General features: G+C 57.8%; 17 protein-coding genes and 1 pseudogene. 10 read left to right on the forward strand and 8 right to left on the reverse strand.

The window, feature by feature from the left end; translation table 11 throughout:
• Positions 1 to 63: 63 nt before the first annotated feature.
• The gene (locus ED661_RS00565) at positions 64 to 861 is read right to left on the reverse strand and encodes a hypothetical protein (RefSeq protein WP_254054728.1); all 798 of its coding nucleotides are present in this window, start codon (positions 859 to 861) and stop codon (positions 64 to 66) included.
• Complete coding sequence (locus ED661_RS00570) at positions 848 to 1,927, reverse strand: GSCFA domain-containing protein (RefSeq protein WP_122072018.1); 1,080 nt, start codon at positions 1,925 to 1,927, stop codon at positions 848 to 850. Before ED661_RS00570 ends, ED661_RS00565 begins: the two co-directional genes overlap by 14 nt.
• A 253-nt stretch (positions 1,928 to 2,180) precedes the next feature.
• On the opposite strand from ED661_RS00570, the gene ED661_RS00575 reads away from it, so the two are divergent.
• Together ED661_RS00575 and ED661_RS00580 are read left to right on the forward strand one after the other, a co-directional pair.
• Positions 2,181 to 4,406, forward strand: coding sequence for a glycosyltransferase family 41 protein (locus tag ED661_RS00575; RefSeq protein ID WP_122072019.1), 2,226 nt, complete (start codon positions 2,181 to 2,183; stop codon positions 4,404 to 4,406).
• A 255-nt stretch (positions 4,407 to 4,661) separates the two neighbouring features.
• A complete protein-coding gene (locus ED661_RS00580; RefSeq protein WP_122072020.1) occupies positions 4,662 to 5,861 on the forward strand; it encodes a YbfB/YjiJ family MFS transporter in 1,200 nt (399 codons plus the stop codon).
• A 45-nt stretch (positions 5,862 to 5,906) separates the two neighbouring features.
• Here ED661_RS00580 and ED661_RS00585 read toward each other — a convergent pair whose 3' ends face one another.
• Together ED661_RS00585 and ED661_RS00590 are read right to left on the reverse strand one after the other, a co-directional pair.
• Positions 5,907 to 8,399, reverse strand: coding sequence for an ATP-binding protein (locus ED661_RS00585; RefSeq protein WP_122072021.1), 2,493 nt, complete (start codon positions 8,397 to 8,399; stop codon positions 5,907 to 5,909).
• Positions 8,399 to 9,127 carry a response regulator gene (locus tag ED661_RS00590; RefSeq protein WP_122072022.1) on the reverse strand — a complete coding sequence of 243 codons (729 nt, stop codon included), beginning with the start codon at positions 9,125 to 9,127 and terminating at the stop codon, positions 8,399 to 8,401. Before ED661_RS00590 ends, ED661_RS00585 begins: the two co-directional genes overlap by 1 nt.
• 271 nt (positions 9,128 to 9,398) lie before the next feature.
• Between ED661_RS00590 and phnD the strand changes: the two genes are divergently transcribed.
• From phnD to ED661_RS00615, 5 genes are all read left to right on the forward strand, one after another.
• Positions 9,399 to 10,379 (forward strand): phosphate/phosphite/phosphonate ABC transporter substrate-binding protein, encoded by a 981-nt coding sequence (gene phnD / locus ED661_RS00595; RefSeq protein WP_122072023.1) that lies wholly within the window; start codon positions 9,399 to 9,401, stop codon positions 10,377 to 10,379.
• Between the two features lie 133 nt (positions 10,380 to 10,512).
• Positions 10,513 to 11,286, forward strand: a complete 774-nt coding sequence (gene phnC, locus ED661_RS00600) for a phosphonate ABC transporter ATP-binding protein (RefSeq protein ID WP_122072024.1) — start codon at positions 10,513 to 10,515, stop codon at positions 11,284 to 11,286.
• Positions 11,283 to 12,077 carry a phosphonate ABC transporter, permease protein PhnE gene (gene phnE, locus ED661_RS00605; RefSeq protein ID WP_122072025.1) on the forward strand — a complete coding sequence of 265 codons (795 nt, stop codon included), beginning with the start codon at positions 11,283 to 11,285 and terminating at the stop codon, positions 12,075 to 12,077. The genes phnC and phnE (ED661_RS00605) overlap by 4 nt, the downstream gene beginning before the upstream one ends.
• Positions 12,074 to 12,886 (forward strand): phosphonate ABC transporter, permease protein PhnE, encoded by an 813-nt coding sequence (gene phnE / locus ED661_RS00610; protein WP_122072026.1) that lies wholly within the window; start codon positions 12,074 to 12,076, stop codon positions 12,884 to 12,886. Before phnE (ED661_RS00605) ends, phnE (ED661_RS00610) begins: the two co-directional genes overlap by 4 nt.
• A gap of 58 nt (positions 12,887 to 12,944) precedes the next feature.
• On the forward strand, positions 12,945 to 13,847 hold the full coding sequence (locus tag ED661_RS00615; RefSeq protein ID WP_122072027.1) for an HAD-IIA family hydrolase: 903 nt from the start codon (positions 12,945 to 12,947) through the stop codon (positions 13,845 to 13,847).
• A 47-nt stretch (positions 13,848 to 13,894) separates the two neighbouring features.
• Here the strand turns inward: ED661_RS00615 and ED661_RS00620 are convergent, their stop codons facing one another.
• The 3 genes from ED661_RS00620 to ED661_RS00630 are packed head-to-tail and all read right to left on the reverse strand — an operon-like array spanning position 13,895 to position 16,686.
• On the reverse strand, positions 13,895 to 14,698 hold the full coding sequence (locus ED661_RS00620) for an alpha/beta hydrolase (RefSeq protein ID WP_122072028.1): 804 nt from the start codon (positions 14,696 to 14,698) through the stop codon (positions 13,895 to 13,897).
• Between the two features lie 27 nt (positions 14,699 to 14,725).
• Positions 14,726 to 16,213 (reverse strand): NAD(P)/FAD-dependent oxidoreductase, encoded by a 1,488-nt coding sequence (locus ED661_RS00625; protein WP_122072029.1) that lies wholly within the window; start codon positions 16,211 to 16,213, stop codon positions 14,726 to 14,728.
• Positions 16,214 to 16,224: 11 nt separating this feature from the next.
• Positions 16,225 to 16,686, reverse strand: a complete 462-nt coding sequence (locus ED661_RS00630; protein ID WP_122072030.1) for a cupin domain-containing protein — start codon at positions 16,684 to 16,686, stop codon at positions 16,225 to 16,227.
• A 69-nt stretch (positions 16,687 to 16,755) separates the two neighbouring features.
• Here ED661_RS00630 and ED661_RS00635 point away from each other — a divergent pair, with 69 nt between their 5' ends.
• Complete coding sequence (locus tag ED661_RS00635) at positions 16,756 to 17,829, forward strand: AraC family transcriptional regulator (protein ID WP_216822426.1); 1,074 nt, start codon at positions 16,756 to 16,758, stop codon at positions 17,827 to 17,829.
• 180 nt (positions 17,830 to 18,009) lie between these two features.
• Here the strand turns inward: ED661_RS00635 and ED661_RS00640 are convergent, their stop codons facing one another.
• Positions 18,010 to 19,167 (reverse strand): cyclopropane-fatty-acyl-phospholipid synthase family protein, encoded by a 1,158-nt coding sequence (locus ED661_RS00640; protein WP_122072032.1) that lies wholly within the window; start codon positions 19,165 to 19,167, stop codon positions 18,010 to 18,012.
• 388 nt (positions 19,168 to 19,555) lie between these two features.
• Here ED661_RS00640 and ED661_RS00645 point away from each other — a divergent pair, with 388 nt between their 5' ends.
• Complete coding sequence (locus tag ED661_RS00645) at positions 19,556 to 20,938, forward strand: DUF3179 domain-containing (seleno)protein (RefSeq protein ID WP_122072033.1); 1,383 nt, start codon at positions 19,556 to 19,558, stop codon at positions 20,936 to 20,938.
• 315 nt (positions 20,939 to 21,253) lie between these two features.
• Positions 21,254 to 21,947: pseudogene (locus ED661_RS00650) on the forward strand (IS3 family transposase).
• Positions 21,948 to 22,207 lie beyond the last annotated feature (260 nt).

Raw genomic sequence — 22,207 nt, forward strand, 5'->3', positions numbered from 1 at the left:
CCTTGTGTCTCTCTGCTAGCAGGGTCTGCGGCATTTAACGCCAACAGCCCTCGATTTCAAGCCCTAGGGTTTTTTCGGTGCCGCATGCATTTCGCGCAGCGCCTGATTCAGGATCATCGCCCCATAGGCGCCATTCTTATGCACGCTGTCGTCCCCCTGATCCCCAAGCTGGGTCGCAAATTCGGCGCGGGTCAGCCCGCCGCGGGTCACTGTGTCTTCAGGTTGTTGGATCAGCCGGATGTTGTCCAGCTGCATCGCCAGGTCGATGCGATCCCAGATCACCTGACGCTGCGCCCTTGTGGCTTCGGTGTTGACGCTCCGGGCCACCTCATCCTCGCTCAGAATTCCGTCATTGAGAAACCCTGCCGGAGAAAAGAAGACTGGGCGCTGTTTGGCAAATTCGCGCGCCGCCCGGTACCAGCGGCAGCCATCCAGCCAACGTGTCAGCATCAAGTCGCGCACCGCGGCGCTCAGATAGTCAGAAGAGCCCGGCTGGCTGGCCAGAAGGGGCAGCACAAACTCGGAAACCCGCAACCGACAGCCGATGAACAAAAAACCGTCATAGCCCTGCGGCTCCAAGGCCTCACTGTGGGTTGGGTTGATCTTTGCCAGACTGTCGCGCACCGCCTCGCCACGTGCAACCAGGCGCCCCTCTTCCAGGTGCAGATCGCGAAACTGTGGTCCCGGCGCGCCCCAGAACGCCAGTTCAATACCTGTCAGATCAAGCAGATTCTCATCCAGGGCATGTTTGACACAGGCAATATGGCTATCCCCAAAGACACAGAACTTCAGGGCGCGCGCCGGGGGCGCTTTGCTGCTTTTGCCGGCTTTTTTGCGCGCGGGTGATTTAGCCGAAGGCATCCAGGAACTCCTCGTCACATTTGACCGCCCGGGCATTGGCAGCAGCCGTGCCGCCCCCCTGCTTTGCCCCACCGCGCTTGGACTTGCGTGCCAGCCAGGGGAAAGCCTCATTCTGGCAGGCAAAAAAGCTCTCCATCACATGGTTGACCCCCTGCGGCACCACGCTGCGCTGGTTGGGGGCATAGAACATACCCCGGTAGGCCGGATGCGTTATGATTTCATAAGAGGGGAAATAGTCGACATGTTTGAACTCAGCCGCCACTTCACCAGCCACCGCCCGCAAAACCGATTTGGAATGCGATGTGGCTGTCAATACGTGCTCGCCAGAGGCGGTTGCCGTCAGCGGCACCGGCGAGACCGTCAGCAGCACCTTCAATTTGGGATTGGCCTGGCGCAGAATTTTCAAAGCCGCCAGCATGTCGCGCCGAATGCCAACAAAGCTCTGGTTCACAAACTCATGCTGCTCCGGGTCAAAACGGCCCGCCAGCGTGCCCGGACACATGGCATATTCAAACTCGCTGGTTCGATGCCGCCAGCATTCCGTCAGCCCCATGGTAAAGACAAAGACATCCGCGCCCATGACAGCATTGCGAATCGCCGCCAGGACCGCAGAGCGCGAGGCCTGCAACTCTGCCAGATCAGCAAAGCCCTCTGGCTCGATCCCTGGACGCAGCGGATCATAAAACCGCCCCTCCTTCTCCCAGTGCTCAAGCGGCGGCTCCTCGCCTTCAAAGGCGTAGCTCAACCACTGGCGCAGCATGCGGGCGGTATAGATGTTGCCCGTGCGAAACGAAAAAATCCCGTAATTGAAATCCCGCGCCTGTTCATCGCTGAGCAAAGCCGGCGCCGGTTCCGCATCCAGCCAGCCATAGCCACGCGCGACCAGTGCCCGGCTAAAATGCTGGGCAAAACAGGAGCCCGCCGTGATCACCTTATGCTTGCGTGGCACCGGAAATTTGGGCTGCCAGAGATGCGAGATCTCAAGCGGGTTTCGCGCCGCCACGGCCCGCTTCCAAAAAGCCGTTTCCGGTAACCCGATATAGGGGTTTGGATGTTGCTCGCTCATCGTGTCATGCCTGTTTTGGTTTTTATACAGCCTAGGCGGGCTGAGGCGGGAACACAATTGCCTTGCGCCCTGAAAGCGCCTCTGCTGCTGAAGCCCGCGCTAAGACCGACACAGTACCATCTTTGCGCAGCCGCAAGATGGTTTCAATTTGTCGAAACTCAATCTTAATTCCATTCGCCTAACCATAAAGACGCGGCTCCCAAGTCTCAGAATGAAGGCCAGCCGCCTGTGCGTGACTATGAGATAGGATTCCATGAATATCGCTGTATCCATGACCAAAGCAAACCAACTGGAACAAAAAAACAAGCACGAGGAAGCCGCCAAGGTTTATGGTGACATCCTTGCCAAGTTTCCAAAAAACACCCGCGCCCAAGCCGCGCTGAACAGGCTTCGAGAGAGTTCGCAGCGGGATCTCAATCCCAGTTTGGAAGCGCAGCAAAAGCTGACTGTCGCCTTTGAGGCCAATGACTACGCCAAGGCAGCGAGCGCCTGCGCGGCGCTTCTCAACAACCACAGAAAATCCCATTTCCTGTGGAACATGCTTGGCAAATGCCACCTTGAGGAAGGCAACCTGGATGAGGCGGCAACCTGTCTGAACAAGGCCTGTGAGCTAAATCCCAAAGATCCATCGACATTTTCCAGCATGGCAGATGTTCACCGTGCACAGGGCCATATCGACAATGCTCTGGCGCTATTTGACAAGGCCCTGTCGCTGGATGACAGCCATTTGAACGCCCTCAACAACAAGGCAAACACCCTGATTGATCTGGGCCGCCTGAATGAGGCTGCTCCCCTGTTGAACAAGGCCGCGAAACTGGCGCCGGAAAATCCGGTGGTGCTGTTCAACTATAGCAATGTGCTGTTGAAAACGGGCAAGACCCTGGAGGCAAAAGCCCTGTTGGAGCAGGCGACAGAACTGGCCCCTCATCTGACGGGCGCCCAGTACAACCTGGCACAGCTGCAGTCCCGAGATGGCGACACCGAGGCCGCGATCCAGCGGTTTGAGACCATGCTGGAAGACAACCCCAGTGATGATCGCACCCGCGCTGACAAATTTCACGCCCAAGCGCAGCTGAATGACTGGAGCTGGATTGAAGACTATCAGCAGGCGCGCCGCCAGCTTGGTCTCACCGGCAAGGCCTGCGCGCCCTTTGCCGCGCTCACCTTTGAGGACAATCCGGACCTGCTGCGCCTACGAATTCAGGCCCACGCAAACACCGCATTGCCCAAAGTGGAGCCCGCCAAGCCCCTGCCTGCAGACCTGATGGGAAGTGATCGCCCAGAGCGGCTTCGCATCGGTTATTTCTCTTCCGATTTCCACGACCACGCCACGATGCGTCAGATGGCCGGACTGTTTGAAGCCCATGACCAAAGCCGCTTTGACATCATCGCCTATTCCTATGATAGCACCCCCGAAGATGCCATGCGCAGCCGCATCGGCAAGGCTGTCAGCAGCTTTGTGGACATCAGCCAGCTCTCTGACGGCGAAGCGGCAAAACTGGTGGTCAAAGACGGGTTGGACATCGCCATCGACCTGAAAGGGTTTACCGGCACCTCAAGAACCACGCTGTTTGCCCATCGGCTGGCCCCTTTGCACATGTCCTACCTTGGCTTTCCAGGCACCCTGGGCACAACGGCCATGGACTATTTTGTTGGCGATCATGTCACCTGCCCTGCTGGCAGTGAGCGCTACTTTGAGGAACATCTGATCCGCCTGCCGCATAGTTTTCAGGTCAATGATGACAAGCGCACCCTGTCGGGGCAGCAATTCACCCGCAAGGACTGTGGTTTGCCAGAGACGGGGTTTGTGTTCTGCTCTTTCAACAGCAGCTACAAGATCACTCCGGCTGAATTTGACATCTGGATGCGCCTGCTTGACCAGGTAGAAAACAGCGTTTTGTGGCTGCTGGAGTGCAGCGAGACCGCCAAGGCGCATTTGCGCCAAGAGGCCACTCGCCGGGGTCAGGACCCTGAGCGTCTGATTTTTGCGCCGCGTATCGCCCAGGAAGAGCATCTTGCCCGGCACCCGGTCGCCGATCTGTTCCTGGACACCTTTACCGTCAACGCCCAGACGGCCGCCAGTGATGCGCTTTGGGCCGGATTGCCGGTCCTTACCCTGCCGGGGCGCCAGTTTGCCTCTCGTGTTGGCGCCAGCCAGCTCAGCGCGCTTGGTTTGCCGGAGTTGATCGCCAAATCCGCCGCCGATTACGAAGCCCGCGCCCTGGAGCTGGCAAGCGATCTCGACGCGCTGGCGAGCCTGCGCAGCACATTGCAACGCAACCGTCTCTCGGCTCCGCTTTTTGACACCAAGGGCTTTACCCGCGAGCTGGAGCAAGGGTTCGACATGGCCCATGCGCGCTATCTGCAAGGGCTGCCACCTGCCCATCTGGAGGTCAGGGATCCGCCCGCCTTGGAGGCAGAATTCCCGCTGGCTGCTTTGTCTCCGTCCCCTGCGGAGGCAATAAATCCAGCCCCCTGAGGACACCAAACCCGGCCCAGGCGCAAAACCCCGCTTTTGCGCCTGGGCCTGAATCTGCAAGACGCCACGCAAGATGCGCTCTGGTGCAGCTTGGGCCACCGCCCCAAAAGCTGGAAACCAGCACCTGCCGCGCCAGCAGCGACAATCCGCATCACCGGGCACAAATTGCCTTGATCGCGCGGCGCATCATTGACAGCTTGCGACGGATGGCCTTCCGCTGATGGAAAGTCGCACAAAGCAAGGCTGCCCATATCCATGCCCCCAGCGTCACCGGATGATCTCTCCATGCACGCAACCCCGACACGCCAATGGATCGTGTTGGCAGGCCTGGCATTGGGGGTAACCGTGACAAACGGTTTTGCCCGTTTTGCCTATGGGCTGATGCTACCGGCGATGAAATCCGAAATGGGCTGGAACTATGCCCAGGCTGGCTGGCTGAACACCGCCAATGCAATCGGCTATATTGCCGGAGCCATCCTGACCATGCTGTTGATCCGGCATATTTCACCCGCGCGCCTGTTTGCCTTTGGTCTGATCACCACAACAATCGCCCTTCTCGCCACCGGGCTGAACGCGGCACTCTGGTGGCAGACGCTCTGGCGTATTCTGGCAGGTATCTTTGGCGCGATGTCCTTTTCTACCGCCGGCGCCCTGGCCGCAGGTCTGTTTCAGGGTGACCCCCGCCGCAACGCGCTGGCCATTGCGATCCTGTTTGGCTCCGGTGGGGGCCTTGGCATCGTACTGACCGGCGCCACGCTGCCTTTGATGCTCGACAGGTTTGGCCCTGCCTCCTGGCCCATGGGGTGGATCCTGATCGGCATCGCCAGCCTGTCGTTTCTCCCCCTCGGCCTATGGGCCGCGCTGCAAAAGCGTCCACCTGCGCAATCACAGACCAAGGCCACACCGCTGCCCCTGCGTCGGATATTGCCAGAGATGGCGGGCTATGCGGGCTTTGGGCTGGGTTATATCGTCTATCTCACCTTCCTGTCTGCCTGGATGACCGAGCAGGCCGCCGGCGCCGGGTTCATCGCGCTGGTCTGGGTCATTCTTGGCCTCTCGATCTGTGTCTCGCCGTTGGTTTGGCGCCCGGTTCTGATGCGCTTCAACTCGGGGCTGCCACTGGCATTGATCCTCTCTGGCATTGCCATCGGCTCAGCCCTGCCAGTGGTGCTGCCCAGTGGCTCCGCGCTGCTGATTTCGGCGGTGGTCTTTGGCCTCTCGGTCTTCATGGCACCCGGCGCAGTCACCAACTTTACCCGCCAGAACTTGCCCCCTGAAAGCTGGGCCAGCGCGATCAGCCTGTTTACTGTTGTCTTTGCAGTCGCACAGACCCTCGGCCCCTATGGAGCCGGATTGGTTGGGGATCTGTTTAACAACATCGGCATCAGCCTCTTGGCTGCGGCTGGTCTGTTGTTGGCAGGCGCGATCCTGGCCCTGTTGCAAAAACCACTGTGAAGGCCCCGCTGCTGCCGTGCAGAATGCTGACAGGAAGCCCTTCTGTCAGGAGGTGACAAGCAACTGCCGCATCATCGTCTCCGTGAAGGGTTTTGTCAGTTTGGCAGGCCCCGCCATCGTATCAAACGCCTTTGGAATGCGATAGGTTTCGCGGGTCGACATGAGAACCAAACGACAGGTCGGAAACAGGCGAAGTCCGAGGTGCAGAATATCCCAGCCGGAAGCCCCCCCGTCCAGATTCAAGTCACTCACCACTAGATCCAGCCTGGACTGTCGGCGCAACAGAGCACTGCCCTCACTGAAACTTACAGCCCGAATAACCACATAGCCCAAGCGCTCCAACATTTCTGAGGTTGAGTCCAGATAGGCTGGAGCGTCATCAACCACCAATGCCACCCCCGGCGCCTGGTCTTCGCCGACCTGGTCAGGCTCATCTGTCAGCGCTGGAAACCTGAGGGTCACAGTGGTGCCTTGATTGGGTCCCTCCGTCTGTGAGGTGAGGCTCAGATGCCCACCGGATTGATGCACGAACCCATCGACCATGGACAGCCCCAGCCCGGTGCCAGTGCCATCCTCACGGTTGGAATAAAACGGCTCTGTTGCGTGACGCAGCACCTCAGGTGACATCCCGGAGCCATTGTCACGGATCGACAGCGTCGCCCCGTCCTCAGCCGTCACGCAGACCTGGATATGCCCGGTCTCACCGATTGCCTGCCCTGCATTGACGCAGAGGTTCAACACGGCGCTCTCCAATTGGCCAGGATCCACTCTGGCCAGAACCGGTTCAGACGGAGTTTCAAAACCCATCGTCACCGAGCTTGGCACCGCAATCTCCAACAGATCTGACATGCCCTCTACCAGTAACCCGATATCTGTCACCTGTGGCTCCAGATGCTGTTTGCGGGCAAAGGCCAGCAATCGCTCTGTCAGCGACACGCCCAGATCCAGGGCTGATCGCAAACGGGTATGAAGATGCTGAGCCTCCTCTGCCTGTACAGCCTCCAGCAGATGCAGGTTTCCCGAAATACTCGACAGGATATTGCCAAAATCATGGGCGACCTCCCCAGAGACCTTGCCCAGCGCCTCGACCCGTCGAATTTCCTCCAGCCGTTGCTCCACCCGTTTGCGTTCGGTGGTTTCGGACACCAGCCAGACCTCTTCGCCATTGGGCAGGGGAGAACGGCGCAGCTCCAGCACGTTGCCCGCCGGGTCGGCATATTCTTCAAACCCGCCATGTTCACTGGCGGAGGTCCGGCGCGAAAAACTGGATTGGGTAATCAAATCGGCAACCCGCGCGGCAGCCCCCTTCTCGGCGGGCGGCAGTCTCAAAAGCTGCCGCAGATTGTCATTCTCAGCCTTGATCACCCCTTCAGCGGAGGCAATTACCACGCCGTCCTTGATGTCGCGAAACACCCGCGAAAACAGCGCGTTCTGGTGGCCAATCTGCCGGGTTCTGCGCTCCAGTTTGCGGGCACTTTCGCGGAAGACATGAAAGGCCGCATAAAGCTGGCCAATTTCGTCCTGTGAATTTGGCCCCTGCGGCAGACCTGTACGATGGTTGCCGGCCGCAAGCCTGCGCATGGCTTTGGCGATACGTTGCAGGTTGCCCGCCACATAGCGCGACACATAGAGCGACGAGGTAATGGCCACCAACAGGCTCACCACGGTCAGGGCGAGAAAGGCGTTTTTGGCGATTTTCAGATTGTCCGATGTCTCTGCCCGCGCCTGCGAAAGCCGGTCTTCTGCCAGCGCGACCTTGACCGCAGCAAAGGTACTGACGCGGCGGGCCTCCTGGCGGATGCGGAACAGGGCGTTTTCCGCATCAAGCCGGGCCGCCAGGTCACGATGCTTCAGCACGAACAGGTTTTCTCCGCGTTGGGCCGCCTGCTCTATCTCCTCCAGTGTCGTGGCATGAACCGGCAAGAGCTGCCCCAACGCCGCCTCACGTTGCCTGCTGTAGCGGCGATTGAACTCCCCCAGCTCGATCAGCGCATTGGCCCGGCCTGCGCCGATTGCACTTGCCGTAAGCTGTTGCAAACCAGACCAGACCTCGCGCTCTGTCAGCGGCAAGGCCCTGTCCCCGGCAAAGCGTCGCACCCGCCGGTTCAGCCGCACCATGTCGCGGTCAATCGCATCCAGCGCGGCCTGTCGTGCGGTCTGCGGTGCCAGGGCCGCTGTCAAATCATCAATGGCATAGCGCAGACGGGCCACCGGCAAATCCAGTTCCGGATCATCCGCCGAAAGCACTTCGATCCGCTGCAGGTTGGTCAGGACCTTGGCCTCTTCCTGCTCCAGCTGGAAGGGCGGAAACAGCGCATGCAAAAAGGGTGCCGAGGTCGCCAGATCGGCTGATTCCCGTGAAAGATCCAAGGCATCGGAGACTTCCGCCAATGTCTCTTTGTGCAACACATTCATCCACAGTTCGGTGCGGTTCAACACCAGCAGGCCAATCGAGCTGACCAGCAACATCAGACCAAACAACACCGCAATCGCCGCCGAGAGGCGAAACCGGACGCTCAGGTTTGCAAGAAATGGCATCACTGGCCTTCTGGCGAGAGGTGGAAAATATAGCCCTGCGCGCGGCGGGTTTGCAGATGCACCGGCTTGGAGGCAACCGGCTCAATCTTGCGGCGCAGACGCAGGATCAACACATCAATGGTACGGTCCACATAGCGCTGCATATCGGAGCCCAACTCCTGCAACAGTTCCGGCCGCGGAATAACCCGATTGGGATTGCGCGCAAAATACTCCAACAGGCGGTATTCCGCATTGGTCAGCGGGATTTCTTCGCCCTCGGCATCCAGCACGCGACGGGTTTGGATATCGATGCGCTTGGACCCAAAACCAATACCCTGCCCCGAGGTGGCGCCGGGTTTTGAATTGCCATGCCCATAGCGCCGCAACACCGCCCGAATGCGCGCGACCAGTTCACGCGGGTTAAAGGGTTTGATCAGATAGTCATCCGCCCCAGTTTCCAATCCGATGATCTTGTCGATCTCATCCCCAACACCGGTCAGCATCACAATCGGGATTTCATAGCGCTCGCGTATATGGATCGCCAGGGTCAGGCCCGACTCCCCCCGCAGACGCAGATCAATCAGCGCCAAATCCACCGGCGGCGGGTCGCCCAGGGCCATGAAGGAGGGGATATCGGCACAACAGATGGCCTCAAACCCGCTTTCACGCATCAAGGCAGACAGGGTGACACGCACGCTTTCATCATCGTCCACAATGGCAATGAGCGGCTCGGCTTTGCCCATAAGCATGCACCTTCTTCCTGTGTCTTCCTGCGGTAAGAGAAAACCGCCAGGTTCCAAACGTGTTCGATCCAGTGCCGCAGATCATGCCAGATTTTTGGCCAGCGCAACCAAGTTTGTAATATTGTTAACATTAAACTGGCTTTTCGTCTGTTCCGTTAACAGTCGCGGACTCGCCTCCGCGCGCCGCGCTCTCCTACCCTGGGTTGGTCAGCGCATCGCCTTTGGGTGAACTTTTTTTGGTGAACGTCAAAAGGCAAGCGTGAAAAGGGAGGACACCATGACACCATTCATTACCCGCACCGCTGCGGCACTGGGCATCCTGTCGGCGAGCGCCTTTGCTGCCGCCGCCGAAGGCTGCGCCGATCGTGGCGCGCTGGACGAGCTTTATTGTGACGCCAATGGCGATCTGGTTGCGGATACCCCAACCGATCCGGCTCAGCTTCGCAACCCGGATACCCTGGTTTTTGCCTATACCCCGGTTGAGGACCCGGCAGTCTATGCAGATATCTGGGCCCCGTTCATTTCCCACATGGAAGAGGTCACCGGCAAGGATGTTCAGTTCTTTGCGGTGCAATCCAACTCTGCCGAAGTCGAGGCCATGCGTTCTGGCCGTTTGCATGTTGCAGGCTTTTCCACCGGGCCAACACCCTTTGCGGTGAACCTAGCCGGAGCGGTACCCTTTGCCATCATGGGCGCAGAGGACGGCCAGTTTGGCTATAAGCTGCAGGTCTTCACCCAGGCAGACAGCGACATCAAAGAAGTGAAAGATCTGGCTGGCCGCCGCGTCGCACATACTTCGCCGACCTCCAATTCTGGCAACCAGGCGCCACGCGCCCTGTTCCCGACCCTGGGGGTTGAGCCCGATAAAGACTACGAAGTCACCTATTCCGGTTCCCATGACCAATCCATGTTGGGCGTTGTGGCCGGCGATTACGACGCCGCCCCCGTGGCCTCCGAGGTGGTTGAACGCATGGCCGAGCGTGGCCTCTATGACGCCGAAGAGGTGCGCATGATCTGGGAGAGTGATCCCTTCCCAACCACCTCCTTCAACGTCGCGCATAACCTGGACCCGGCGCTGACCGAGAAGATCAAAGAAGCCTTCTTTACCTTCGATTTTGCCGGCACCAAACTGGGTGACGAATTCTCTGGCGTCAGCAAGTTCATTCCAATCACCTACCAGGATCAATGGGCGGTCATCCGTCAGATCCAGAAATCCAATGGTGTGGAATATACCCCCCAAGGGCTTGCCGGGAAGTAATCCCCTCAAAACTAACCGGACAGCGCCTGCCATCCTGGCAGTTGTCGTTGTCCGGGCACTTCTTTCCAGCCCTGCGCACCACCCTGCGGAGCGCATGTCATAGGCATGGCGCAGCCATGCCCGAGGACCCCCAATGCTAAAAATTTCCAAACTGACCAAACGATACGGATCCGGCGATCCGGTGCTCAAAGAGCTGGATCTCACTGTCGAAGGCGATCAGTTGACCTCCGTAATCGGCTCTTCCGGGGCCGGCAAAAGCACCCTTCTGCGCTGCATCAACCGATTGGTTGAACCCACTTCGGGCTCCATCAATCTGAACGGCACCGAATTCACCACTTTGAGTCGGGGCGAATTGCGCATTGCCCGTCGTCGCATCGGCATGGTCTTTCAAAGCTTCAACCTGATTGATCGCCTGACGGTGATGGAAAACGTGCAGTCTGGCCGACTGGGCTATATCTCCACCTGGGCGGCACTGACCCGGCGCTACCCGCGCGAGGATATCCGCCATGCCTATGAGCTGATGGAACGGGTTGGTATCGCCCATTATGCGGACCGCCGCGCGGATGAGCTGTCGGGGGGCGAACGCCAGCGGGTTGGCGTGGTGCGGGCCTTGATGCAGCGCCCCGAAATCCTATTGGCCGATGAACCCACTGCCTCGCTCGACCCCAAGACATCGGAGCAGATCATGTCGCTGCTGCGCGATCTGGCCTCAGAGCTGAAACTGCCGGTGATCATCAATATCCACAACGTCACCGAGGCCAAGGAATACAGCGACCGCATTGTTGGCATGCGCTATGGGCGCATCATTTTTGATGATCTGCCTGGCAAGCTGGACAAGCCGGAAATGGACGAAATCTATGCCGGAGTTCCTGCCATGGACCGCGCCGAAGTTGGGGCCGTTGCATGAACACGCAGAGATCTACCTGGCGCAAGCCCTCCTTTATCAAAAACCCGGTACTGCGCTACGGGATATATGCCGCCCTCACCCTCTACGTTGTTATCACCCTGGCCACATTGCCCATTGACTGGGCGCGTGTCTCTGACGGGATGCAGCGGGCACAGCGCATTTTCAACGGCGCCTTTCCGCCAAATTTTGAACGTTCCGGCCTGTTGATTGATGGCTTTCTGGAAAGCCTGAAGATTGCCATCCTGGCAACTGTGGGCGGCATTGCCCTGTCGGTGCCCCTGGCCTTCATGGCGGCGCGTAACATCTCCATAAAACCTATCTACTTTCTGGGGCGCGGCATCATCATTGTGGCGCGCAGTTTTCACCCGGTAATCGTCGCCATCATTTTTGTAAAAGCGGTTGGCTTTGGCCCCTTTGCCGGCGCCCTGACACTGGTGGTCTATTCCATCGGTTTTGTGGCAAAACTGTTGGCCGAGCGGATCGAAGAGATCGATTTTGGCCAGGTTGAGGCAATGCGCTCCGTGGGGGCCGGATTTCTCTCCACGCTGATCTATGCCGTTGTGCCGCAGATCATGCCACGGCTTGTGGGTCTGGGCATCTACCAGCTGGACAGTAACCTGCGGGCCTCTGCCGTGGTGGGCATCGTCGGCGCAGGGGGCATCGGCGCCACCTTGGCCAATGCCTTTGGTCGCTACGACTATGACTTTGCCCTGGCCATCACCATGGTCATTGTCGGCGTCATCCTCATCTCCGAGGCGGTCAGCGGATTTATCAGAAAGCGGATCGCATGATGGGCACACACTCTTTGCATCAAACACTTGATCACTGGTCTCGTTTCACTCTGCGCCAGCGATTGATGCGCTATGCTGGGCTGATGTTCACCCTATTGATCGTGGCCTGGGCCCTCAGCAGCATCAATGTGATCTGGGAATGGGTCTGGGACGCCCCGACACAGATGGGGGATCTCTTTGGTCGCATGATGCCACCGGATCCCAGCAATCTGCCCTCCATCCTCGAGGCCATCTGGCAGACCGTGAACATCGCCACACTGGCCACGATGTTTGCTGTCGTGGTCTCCCTGCCGGTCGCCTATATCTCGGCGCAGAACACCACCCCCAACCGCGTGACCCTGTGGATTGGCCGGTTCATCCTGGTGTCCTCCCGCTCGGTCAATACCATTATCTGGGCGCTGCTCTTTGTGGCGATCTTTGGTCCCGGCATCGTCGCGGGCATTGTCGCCATCATGTTTCGCTCTATCGGCTTTCTGGGCAAACTGTTGGGCGAGGCCATCGAAGAGATTGACCCCAAGCCGGTCGAGGCTCTGGAGGCCTGCGGTGCCTCGCGTTTCAAGATTGTGCTCTATGCCATTGTGCCCCAGGTGATGCCTGCCTTTTTTGCCATTGCGATCCTGCGCTGGGACATCAACCTGCGTGAATCCACAGTGCTGGGTCTTGTCGGCGCGGGTGGCATCGGAATGATCCTGCAGGGTGCCATCGACACCTTCAACTGGCCCGAGGTCTCCATGGTGCTGCTTACCATCCTGGCGCTTGTGGTGTTCGGAGAGGTGGTTTCCTCTTACATGCGCAAAAAAATCCTCTAAGTCTTTGGGCGGCCAGCCTGTCTGGCCGCCGCATTTTTCCTCAACAAGGCCAATCCCGATGATCGACAGCAAATGGGCCTTTCAACGCTATGAGAGCGTCCGGGCAAGCCTGCCCACCGCAGTGTTTCCCCAGGCCTCCCACCTGGGACAGGACCTCAGCGATACTGCCGCCGATTTTGACGCCTATATTCTGGATGCCTTTGGCGTATTGAACCGAGGTGAAACCGCCATTGAGGGCGCGGTGGAGCGCATGGCCGCGCTGCGCGCCTTGGGCAAACAGCTGATCGTTCTCACCAATGCCGCAAGCTATACCCGCACCGAAATTCTGGAAAAATACCACCGGCTTGGCTTTGACTTTGACGCCAGTGAAGTAGTTTCCAGCCGCGATGTGGCTTTTGCCAATCTTCCTGAATTGCCTACCAACATGGTCTGGGCCGCAGCTGCAGCCCAGGGGGATGACTTTGGCGATGCGCCACCTTCGGCGCGGATCGCCCATCTGGCCGAAGACCCAGATCTGCTAGGCACTGCCGGCGGTGTGCTGCTGCTGTCCTCTGTCCGCTGGCGCGACACTGACACGGATGCTGTGGTTCAGGCCCTGAAAGACCGCCCGCGCCCATTGGTCGTTGCCAACCCGGATCTGGTCGCCCCGCGCGAGGATGGTCTGTCGCTGGAACCGGGCCTAATTGCGCATGATATCATCGCGCAAACAGGACTGAAGGCAGCGTTTTATGGCAAGCCATTTGGCAATGCCTTTGAGGTCGCCCTAAACCGGCTGTCAGATATCCCCCGCCACCGCATCGTCATGGTGGGCGACACGCTGCATACCGATGTCCTGGGCGGCGCGGCCGCAGGTATACCCACCATCCTCGTAACGGATCACGGTCTCTTTCGCGGCCTGGATGTTGCACCCTTTATGGACGCATCCGGGATCCGCCCTGACTGGCTTGTCGCAACGACCTGAGCGTTTGGCATAGATTTGCTGCAACCTCATTTGGTCAGCTCTTCACGCTACTCGACCAATTCTAGACACAGAGGTGAGATTGACGACTTCATCCCCTCAAGAATGGTGAAATGGTTATGCCCTTGTTCAACAACCAATTTCATATCCGCGTCCAATCCTTCCCACATCAGGGCCAAGGCCTGTGACTGCCTGATGAATTCTGGGCGTTCCGCTCCTCCAACCCAGGCTGTGACGCGTGCCTCCTCCACGGGTCTCAGCAAGGCTGCACTTTCAGCGCTGGCTTCTTTCTGCGTCAGCTTAAGAGTCGCGTTCATCTCGGTATGGAGCAGAGGTCGCAGATCATGCAGCCCGCTGATCGAGACCGTCTTTTCAATACGCGCGCGGGTTCGCGGTGACAGCGGGCTGTTCAAACAGACCATACGCGTCACAAGATGACCGCCTGCCGAATGCCCTGCCAGTCGAATAGGCCCCTCAACGTAGCTGCTGACCGCCTCCAGCGCCTTTGCAATCTGCTTGGTGATCTCGCCAATACGCGCCACCGGAGCCAGAGTATAGCTGGGAATGCAGACAGCCCAGCCATGGGCCCGCACACCTTCGGCCAGATCCGTCCAATAGGATTTGTCCAACCGCATCCAGAAACCGCCGTGCACAAAGACCAGAACCCCTCGGGGCGGGCTGTCTGGCCAGATCAGATCAAAGGTTTCCCGTTCACTGTCGCCATATGAAATATCGGCATCGATCCGCACCGGACCCCTGCGATACTCGGCGGCGCGCGCTGCCCAGAAACCGGGCAACGCATCAGAGCCTTTGACATGCCCCATATTGTTAAAGGCATCATCCCAATCGCGCATGTCAATTTACTCCGCTTTTTTCATCCGTTACCCGGCCTGATAGTCTGGTGCCGAGGCGAGAAACTCGCCGTAGGCATCGGCGTCCGGGTAGGAGAACTGTTCGGCCAGAGGGTTTGAACGTTTGGTCTTGGTCGCCCCCATATCCGCCAGCAATTCATCAAAATGCTTGAAATGGAACGGGGCCGAACACAGCCCGCCATAGACCTGCGCCGCAGGGCGTTCCTTGCGTCGCCAGTTCAGCATCATCTCGATATTGCTGTTCATATCAGCCTCGCTGGGCTGCTGAGCAAGTTGCCCATCCGCATAGCGCACCAGCCAGTTGGCGATCATTTCCGCCGACAAGATGGTGCAGAAGCTGGAATTGAAACCAACAAACCCCACTTCGGGCAAGTCCGGGTTCACCGACAACCGATAGACCCTGTATTGTCCATCGCTTTCGATCAGCTTCTCGCGGTAGGCATCGGGCAGGACAGGCACGCCCAGTTTCCAGCCGACGGCCAGAACCGAAACATCACACTTCACCCGCTCGCCATTGGTCAGAACAACGCTGTCCCCATCATAGTGATCAAAGGAGCCTTGAACTAGTTTCAGCTTGCCGGATTTGAGCGTTTCAAAAAAGCCCGGCGTGACCAGCGGCAGCGAACAGGAGGCCTCTTTCTCAATCGGCGTATCCGGCACCATATCCCATTTCTTCAGCCCCAGCTGAAGCTTCAGCATGGTTTCCAGCCCGCGGAAATTGGCCCAGACAAGCGGTTTCGTGAGTGCGGCAAACAGCTTTTTCAGCGGGCTGCGGCCCCAGCTGTTAAACTGCATCTCCTGGGCGCGCATGTAGAGCAGCCGTTTGAAGTTGATGCCGCCAATGAAATAGGGAATGCGCCAGACGTTCTTGCGATAGACCATGGTCACCTGACGGGCGCCATGATCTGCGGCATTCACCGCAATATCGGTAGAGGATTTGGACCCTCCAAGAACAACCACATGTTTGCCCCGTGCAATCTCTGAATCGGTATATTCTGAGGAATGCATGACCTGCCCCCCCTGCGCGACGAACGCGTCCTGCCCAGGATGGGTGATGATGTTTTTGTAGGAAAACTGCCCGGTACAGATGGCAACAAAGTCAAAGTCTTCCTGTCTGGTTCTGCCTGCACTCTCCAGTGTGAGCGTCCATCCCGGTTTGCCATCGGCGCGCCGCTCCATACCCACCACTCCGGTGTTGAGCTGATACAGGCGGCCAAGCTTGTGCTTGTCGGCATAGGAATGGATATAGGCATGTACCTGTGGGCCTTTGGGCCATTGCGGATAGTCCTCGGGCATAGCCAGATCGGTAAAGCGATACAGATCTTTGGGGCTTTGCGTTTGCACCCCGGGATAGGAGCGCGACAGCTCCCAAACGCCGCCAAAGTCATGACTGCGCTCAAACCCGATGACACGGTGGCCCTTTTTGTCGAAGGCCTTGGCAGCGGCCAAGCCAGCGACGCCGCCGCCAATGACGGCAACTGTTTTTCTGCTAACCATGTGGCCTCTCCTTACGCGTCTGGTGGGGGCGGCAGGAAATCGACCTCGTGCAGGGCTGACAGCCGCACCAGTTCTTCGGGGTCGGTGACACCATCCAAGGCGCAGAACAGATCGTAGAGCTTGCGTGACGGCGCCACGCCAAAGACGCATTTTGCCTCGGCACCGGACCGGTTGAAGACCCCATGTGCCACGCCCATTGGCATCCGGATCAGGTCACCTGGCCCGGCTTTGTTGGGTGCTACCTTCCCCTCTTCATAGCCGAAATCCACCTCCAGATTGCCTTCGACGACCAGGATCCATTCATCCTGCGTCGGATGCACATGCGGCGGCACAAAGGTGTCGGCGGGCACAACGGCGTGCCAGATCATGGCATTGTCCGAGTGCAATTTTGGTGTGTAGATATGGCCCACGACGTTCCACGCGACGCCCTCAAGCCCTGCGGCGGATTCGGTAACTCCTGCTGTTTCTTTCATGTCTTCCTCCCTGAAATGACACTCTGTCACACACAGCCTACTGCGCCCTCGCGGTTTGGGCTGTCCAAATTGCGCAACAAAGTTTGGCTCGCGATAGTGCTTGCTTTAAGATTAAAACTTCTTAGGCTACCTGGGATGGAACGCGCATTCCTAAGGATATCGGCTGATCCCCTGGGCGGGCATCGCCTGTTACACTCAACAGACGTTGAGCTTGTACGCGCGACAGTGGCCGAGCAGTTCTGCGATCATGATCTGATCCCAGGCCCGGCGCATGACAGTTTCAACGCCTGCCACAATCATGCCCAAGGCCAGAGCCTCTCGCTGAATTATATTCGATATGGCTGTGACGTGACCATCAACCCCGGTGAGCTGACAGATTTTTACCTCGTGCAAATCCCCTTGTCTGGTGGCGCCCGGGTACGCAATGGACGCAAAACGGTGGAGGCATCACAGCGAGTCGGTACGGTTCTAAATCCGACCCGCGAAACGCAGATGATCTGGTATGAAGGTTGCGAAAAACTGTTGCTCCAGATCGATGCCACCGCCCTGCACCAGACAGCAGAGCGCATTTTGGGGCAGTCGATCCTTCATCCAATCGTTTTTGACCCTGAAGTGCGGCTGAACGCACCCCGCCTGCAAAACTGGGAAAGAAAATTTCGTGCCGCGGTCGCAGTGGCTGATCAAAACGGGGCATTCGGAGGCCGCCAGCACAAACACCAGGCCCTCTTTGAGGAGGAATTGATCGCAGGCTTCCTGATGGCTCAGCCCAGTACAATCCATCACATGATGACGCAGGCTCAACCTCATGTCTCTTCGCCACAAATCAACCGGGCCCGGAGTTACATGCTGGAACACTTGGCTGATCCAATTACCGTCGCACAGATCGCGGCTGCGGCAGGCTGCAGCATTCGCAGCCTGCAACTGAGTTTCCAACAAAGCTTTGGCTGTACGCCAATTGGCTTTCTTCAGCGTCAACGCCTAAACCACGCGCATATGCTCGCCCAGTCTGTGACCAGGGAAACTCTGGTCAGCAGCATCGCCTATGAAGCCGGTTTCTTTCATTTGGGCCGGTTTTCCATTGCCTATCGTGAGGCCTTCGGCTGTTCCCCAAGGGACACCTTACTTCAGAAGCGATTTTCTTAACACATAGCCCATCAGGCCCAATACACCGTTCAACCGGCTTTGCTCGCCCAGCTTTCTGAGGCGAGACATAATGTGAATTTGGCGGGGTTGCTGGCACCGAACATAAGAGATCAAAGAGCCGGACGAGCGACAATCCGGCCCTGAAGCAAGCTGGATCACTTTTGTTTTGAGTGGAACAGGCTACGCATGTGCGAGCTCGACCTGGACGACGTTTGTATGTCCGATTGCAAAGGAGGCTGCACAGATCTCCAGATAGTATTGCCAGTTGCGGAAAAATCCTTCGTCGTAGCCCTGTTCCTTGATCTTACGTTTCTGCGCCACCAAACGCTGTGCCCAGATCCGGCAAGTCTTGCCGTAGTCCTGACCAAAGGCAAACGAGTTTTTCACCTGCAACCCAGCGGCCCGCGCCTGGGCTGCGATCATTTGATCCGACAACAACATGCCTCCGGGGAACACATATTGCCGGATGTAATCAGAGGAGGTCCGGTAGGTCTCAAAGAAGCTGTCGGGAACCGTGATGGCCTGCAACATGACACGGCCGCCTGCTGACAGATTGCGTTTCAATGTATCAAAGTAGCTGGGCCAGTATTTCTCGCCGACGGCTTCGATCATCTCAATGGAAACGATATTGTCGAAGGTTCCCTGCACATCGCGGTAGTCGCGCAGCTGAATATCGGCGCGGCCATCAAGACGGCAGTCGGCATAGCTATGTTGATTGCGCGAAATGGTGACACCCGTCACATCGCGCCCCTCGGCGCTGGCCTGTTCGGCAAAGCCACCCCAGCCGCAACCGATCTCCAGAACACTTTCACCTTGGTTGAGGCGGGACAGGACACGTTGGTTTTTGCGCGTTTGCGCCTGGGCAAGATCATCGCCCGTGTCGCCAAAAAGCCCCGAGGAATAGGTCATGCCCTCATCCAGCCAGAGCTGATAGAACTCGTTTCCGACGTCATAATGGGCGCGGATGTTCTTGCGTGATCCACGTTTGGAGTTGGCGCGCAACAGGCGGTCAACGATGCGAAACTTGACGCGGTTAAACGGGCTGGCCTGATCATAACTGGCCAGATATTCCCGATTTACCATGGCCAGCGACATCAGCCCCTCGATCGAGGGCGTATCCCAAAGCCCCTGAACATAGGCCTCGCCCAACCCGACCTGCCCGTGGACCGCCATCGCAGAGACCGCAGCCCAATCGTGAATTTCCATTTCGGCTTCGGGGCCGTGATCGCCAAACTGATAGCGCGCGCCATCTGGCGTGCGCAGGGTCAAACGCCCTTCACGCAGTTGCGCGCAGGTTTCCAGGAACTGCGTTTTCATCGCTTTGTTCGTCACTGTCATGCTGGGATCCTTTGGCGATCACTGAGTTGTAGGAGTTCCTCAGGCAGTCCATCCGCATCCCATTGGCACTGCCGTCTGTGTGAAACCCATGACGGTTGTAGGCCCCCGCGAACCAAGTCTGGTTTTGAACCGGCTTGAACAGCAGCTGCGGTGCCTGGGCATTTGCTTTTGTCACAATGTAGGTCGGTGGAGCTAGTTTGGTAGCATCGTAAGCCCTCAGCTCATCGGGGCACCTGGCCGCTCAGCTCAATCTCACATTCCTGAATGAGCTATCAAAATCTCTTCACAGGGCGCTGAAGCAATCGTGACTCGCGATGCCATGTGGTGACCTGCAATACTGAAAAAGGGTACGCAGTGGTTCCGACCTGAGCATTTAGAGGGCACGTCTATGACACTAAAATCTGGATCCTATGAACACTCCGGCCTCGTCGCAGTTCTGGTTGGAATAGCTGTCTTATGTGGTTCAGCGGTGCAGTCGCAAACCGCAGCATTGCCAAAATATGTGATCAATGAATTTGGCACGCCGCCGCCGGTGCCTGATGGGGCCTTGTCCGCCGCGCTACAGTCATCGGTGCAGACGGCCTTTGTTACGAGCATGTCGGACAGGGTGTGGAGCGATGACCAGACAAATGCGCTGGCAGAGATTTCTGCGTCAAAGGACCCCCGTCTTGTTTGGCTGATCAGTGACTTGATGCGTTTTGTTCCTGACCGTCGCCTCTCTGCAGAACTGTCAAGCGCCGCTTCTGCTCTGCTGGGTAAGGATTTTAGGACCATCAACACTTGGGGTGACATTACCGATCACTTGATCGCCTGGGACATTCCGGCACCGCCCAACTATCTGCAGGCCAAACGCGCCATATTTGTCAGCGTTTTTGAGGGCTGGGAAAGGCTATTTGATAAGGGTGATGTTGATTGGCGGCTGGTGTCCTGGGGCGGTGTCCTGATTGATGATCGCCCCTATGACACAACGGATGAGCCCTGCAATTGCATCCCGGCTGCTGACAACCCGCCAGTCACCAGCGCTCAGGAAGCCACCTGGCTCGACGATGATGATATCGTCTTTGGCATTGAGGTGAACGGTGCGTTCCGTGCCTATCCCCGCCAAATCATGGAAGTGCGTGAAATGGTAAATGATACCCTGGGCGGGCGGGACCTGGGTATTCCCTATTGCACCCTCTGTGGTGCAGCCCAGGCCTATTTTACCGACCAGCTGCCTGCCGGGATTGAACGTCCCATTTTGCGCACATCCGGGCTTTTGAGCCGATCAAATAAGGTGATGTACGACCTGAATACCTATTCGGTGTTTGACACTTTTCGCGGCGAGGCCCTGACAGGTCCACTTGCCAAAAGAAGACTTAAACTCGAGCAAGCCAATGTCGTAGCAACTGACTGGGGGACTTGGAGAACCGCACATCCGGAGACAACTGTTTTGGCCGAAGCCCTCGCTCTTGGCCGTGATCCTGATTTTCGCAACGGCAGAGACGCGAAAGGCCCGATTTTTCCGGTCGGTGGTGTAGATCCGCGCTTGCCTGTTCATGAAGACATTATCGGAGTGATCACAGCCAGTGGTCAGCCCGTCGCCTTTCAACGCAGTGCTGCTTTGATTGCGCTTCGCCAAGGTGCCTCCATTAAGGTCGGCGACATCCGGTTGAAACTTGACGCAGGCGGCATAGAGGCTGTGGATACCGATGGGGCAGATGTCGGCAGCCATCAGGCATTTTGGTTCGCTTGGTCGCAGTTTTACCCTCAGACCACTCTCTGGCCTGAATAGCCTCGCTAAACTCATGGGCGCTCGTGGCATCAATTGCACCAGATTGCCCAGCATCAAGGTGCAAACCTAGAGCTCAAAAACGTGAATCTGAGCTCCATTGCAACATCCCCACCAGCAACCAGCTGCCGCGCTCCAAGACGTCTGATGCGCCTTTAACGCGACCTTGGCCCGAACTCTGGGGCGCCTTTTGACATCGCAAATCTCCTTCCTATCGAAGATCAACAAACGGAAAATCGCAGCCAAGATTGGATCTGTTGCGGTTTTCTGCCGCTCCTTTGATAGCATTTACTGCAGCAATCGAGATAAACTAAGGGACTGAAACGGACGGGCGAAGTCCGAAACGACGCGGTAAGGAGCGCACTGACCAGTGGGCTTACACCCAAGCAGGTGGCTGACGATCTGGGTGCCGGCATGTCGACGCTAAACACATGGATCACGGTGTTCTTTGCGCGCCAAAAGCCGTGAGGTTTAGGTTCATCCACTGTCCGCCAGGCGATTGTAAAGCAATCTGCCGAGGGGGGACACAATCACTAGTTCACCAGTGCGCCCAACCTGCTGGATCGGGACTTCACGGCTGAGCAGCCAAACCAGAAACGGGCCGGTGACATCAGCTATATCTGTAGCCGCGAAGGCTGGCTGTATTCGGCCATGATCTTGGACCTGCTTTCACGGCCTCATTGGCTGGTCTGTCAGCAATCGGATGAAACACGCCCTTGCGATCAGGGCTTTGAGGATGGTGATTGCGTTCCGGGCCGCACCCAAAGGCGGCATTCATCACAGGGATCGCGGGTCGCAATATTGCTCGCAAGAGGACCAGAAGATCCTGCGCCAGCATGGTTTCAAAGCACCTCCCGTCATGCAGGATAACATGCACTGCCGGGCAATGGTCGAAACGTGCTTCAAGACGCTCAAAGCTGAACTGATCTGGCGAGACACATGGAACACCCGTAGGCAGGCCGAGATGCCCATCTTCAAATACATCAACGGCTTCTACAATCCGCAACGCTGACACTCAGCACTGGGCTGGAAAAGCCCCGTCGCTTTCGAAAGGAGAGTGGCCCAAACGCGCACTTGGGGCAGCACAAAAGCCCGACAGGTCAGAACCGCAGCCTCGATCAAGTGAGCCACCCAGTCTTCCCAATGTAGTAAGTACGGCAACACCTGCTGGGAGCGATGGAGCATTGTCCCTACCCTTTAGGCCAATACTTTTTGAAAGATGAGCCAGCCTCAAAAAAGGCTGTGGCCGCATTGCGCTCCAGGTCAAAGGAC

The sequence above is a fragment of the Pseudophaeobacter sp. EL27 genome, assembly GCF_900313025.1.
GTDB lineage: Bacteria > Pseudomonadota > Alphaproteobacteria > Rhodobacterales > Rhodobacteraceae > Pseudophaeobacter.

Coding starts and splice junctions, on each gene's coding strand:
- ED661_RS00640 (WP_122072032.1), bottom strand. CDS start 19,167: ATGACAGTGACGAACAAAGCGATGAAAACGCAGTTCCTGGAAACCTGC.
- ED661_RS00585 (WP_122072021.1), bottom strand. CDS start 8,399: ATGCCATTTCTTGCAAACCTGAGCGTCCGGTTTCGCCTCTCGGCGGCG.
- ED661_RS00590 (WP_122072022.1), bottom strand. CDS start 9,127: ATGCTTATGGGCAAAGCCGAGCCGCTCATTGCCATTGTGGACGATGAT.
- phnC (WP_122072024.1), top strand. CDS start 10,513: ATGCTAAAAATTTCCAAACTGACCAAACGATACGGATCCGGCGATCCG.
- ED661_RS00625 (WP_122072029.1), bottom strand. CDS start 16,213: ATGGTTAGCAGAAAAACAGTTGCCGTCATTGGCGGCGGCGTCGCTGGC.
- ED661_RS00615 (WP_122072027.1), top strand. CDS start 12,945: ATGATCGACAGCAAATGGGCCTTTCAACGCTATGAGAGCGTCCGGGCA.
- ED661_RS00645 (WP_122072033.1), top strand. CDS start 19,556: ATGACACTAAAATCTGGATCCTATGAACACTCCGGCCTCGTCGCAGTT.
- ED661_RS00570 (WP_122072018.1), bottom strand. CDS start 1,927: ATGAGCGAGCAACATCCAAACCCCTATATCGGGTTACCGGAAACGGCT.
- phnE (WP_122072026.1), top strand. CDS start 12,074: ATGATGGGCACACACTCTTTGCATCAAACACTTGATCACTGGTCTCGT.
- ED661_RS00580 (WP_122072020.1), top strand. CDS start 4,662: ATGCCCCCAGCGTCACCGGATGATCTCTCCATGCACGCAACCCCGACA.
- phnE (WP_122072025.1), top strand. CDS start 11,283: ATGAACACGCAGAGATCTACCTGGCGCAAGCCCTCCTTTATCAAAAAC.
- ED661_RS00620 (WP_122072028.1), bottom strand. CDS start 14,698: ATGCGCGATTGGGATGATGCCTTTAACAATATGGGGCATGTCAAAGGC.
- ED661_RS00565 (WP_254054728.1), bottom strand. CDS start 861: ATGCCTTCGGCTAAATCACCCGCGCGCAAAAAAGCCGGCAAAAGCAGC.
- phnD (WP_122072023.1), top strand. CDS start 9,399: ATGACACCATTCATTACCCGCACCGCTGCGGCACTGGGCATCCTGTCG.
- ED661_RS00575 (WP_122072019.1), top strand. CDS start 2,181: ATGAATATCGCTGTATCCATGACCAAAGCAAACCAACTGGAACAAAAA.
- ED661_RS00630 (WP_122072030.1), bottom strand. CDS start 16,686: ATGAAAGAAACAGCAGGAGTTACCGAATCCGCCGCAGGGCTTGAGGGC.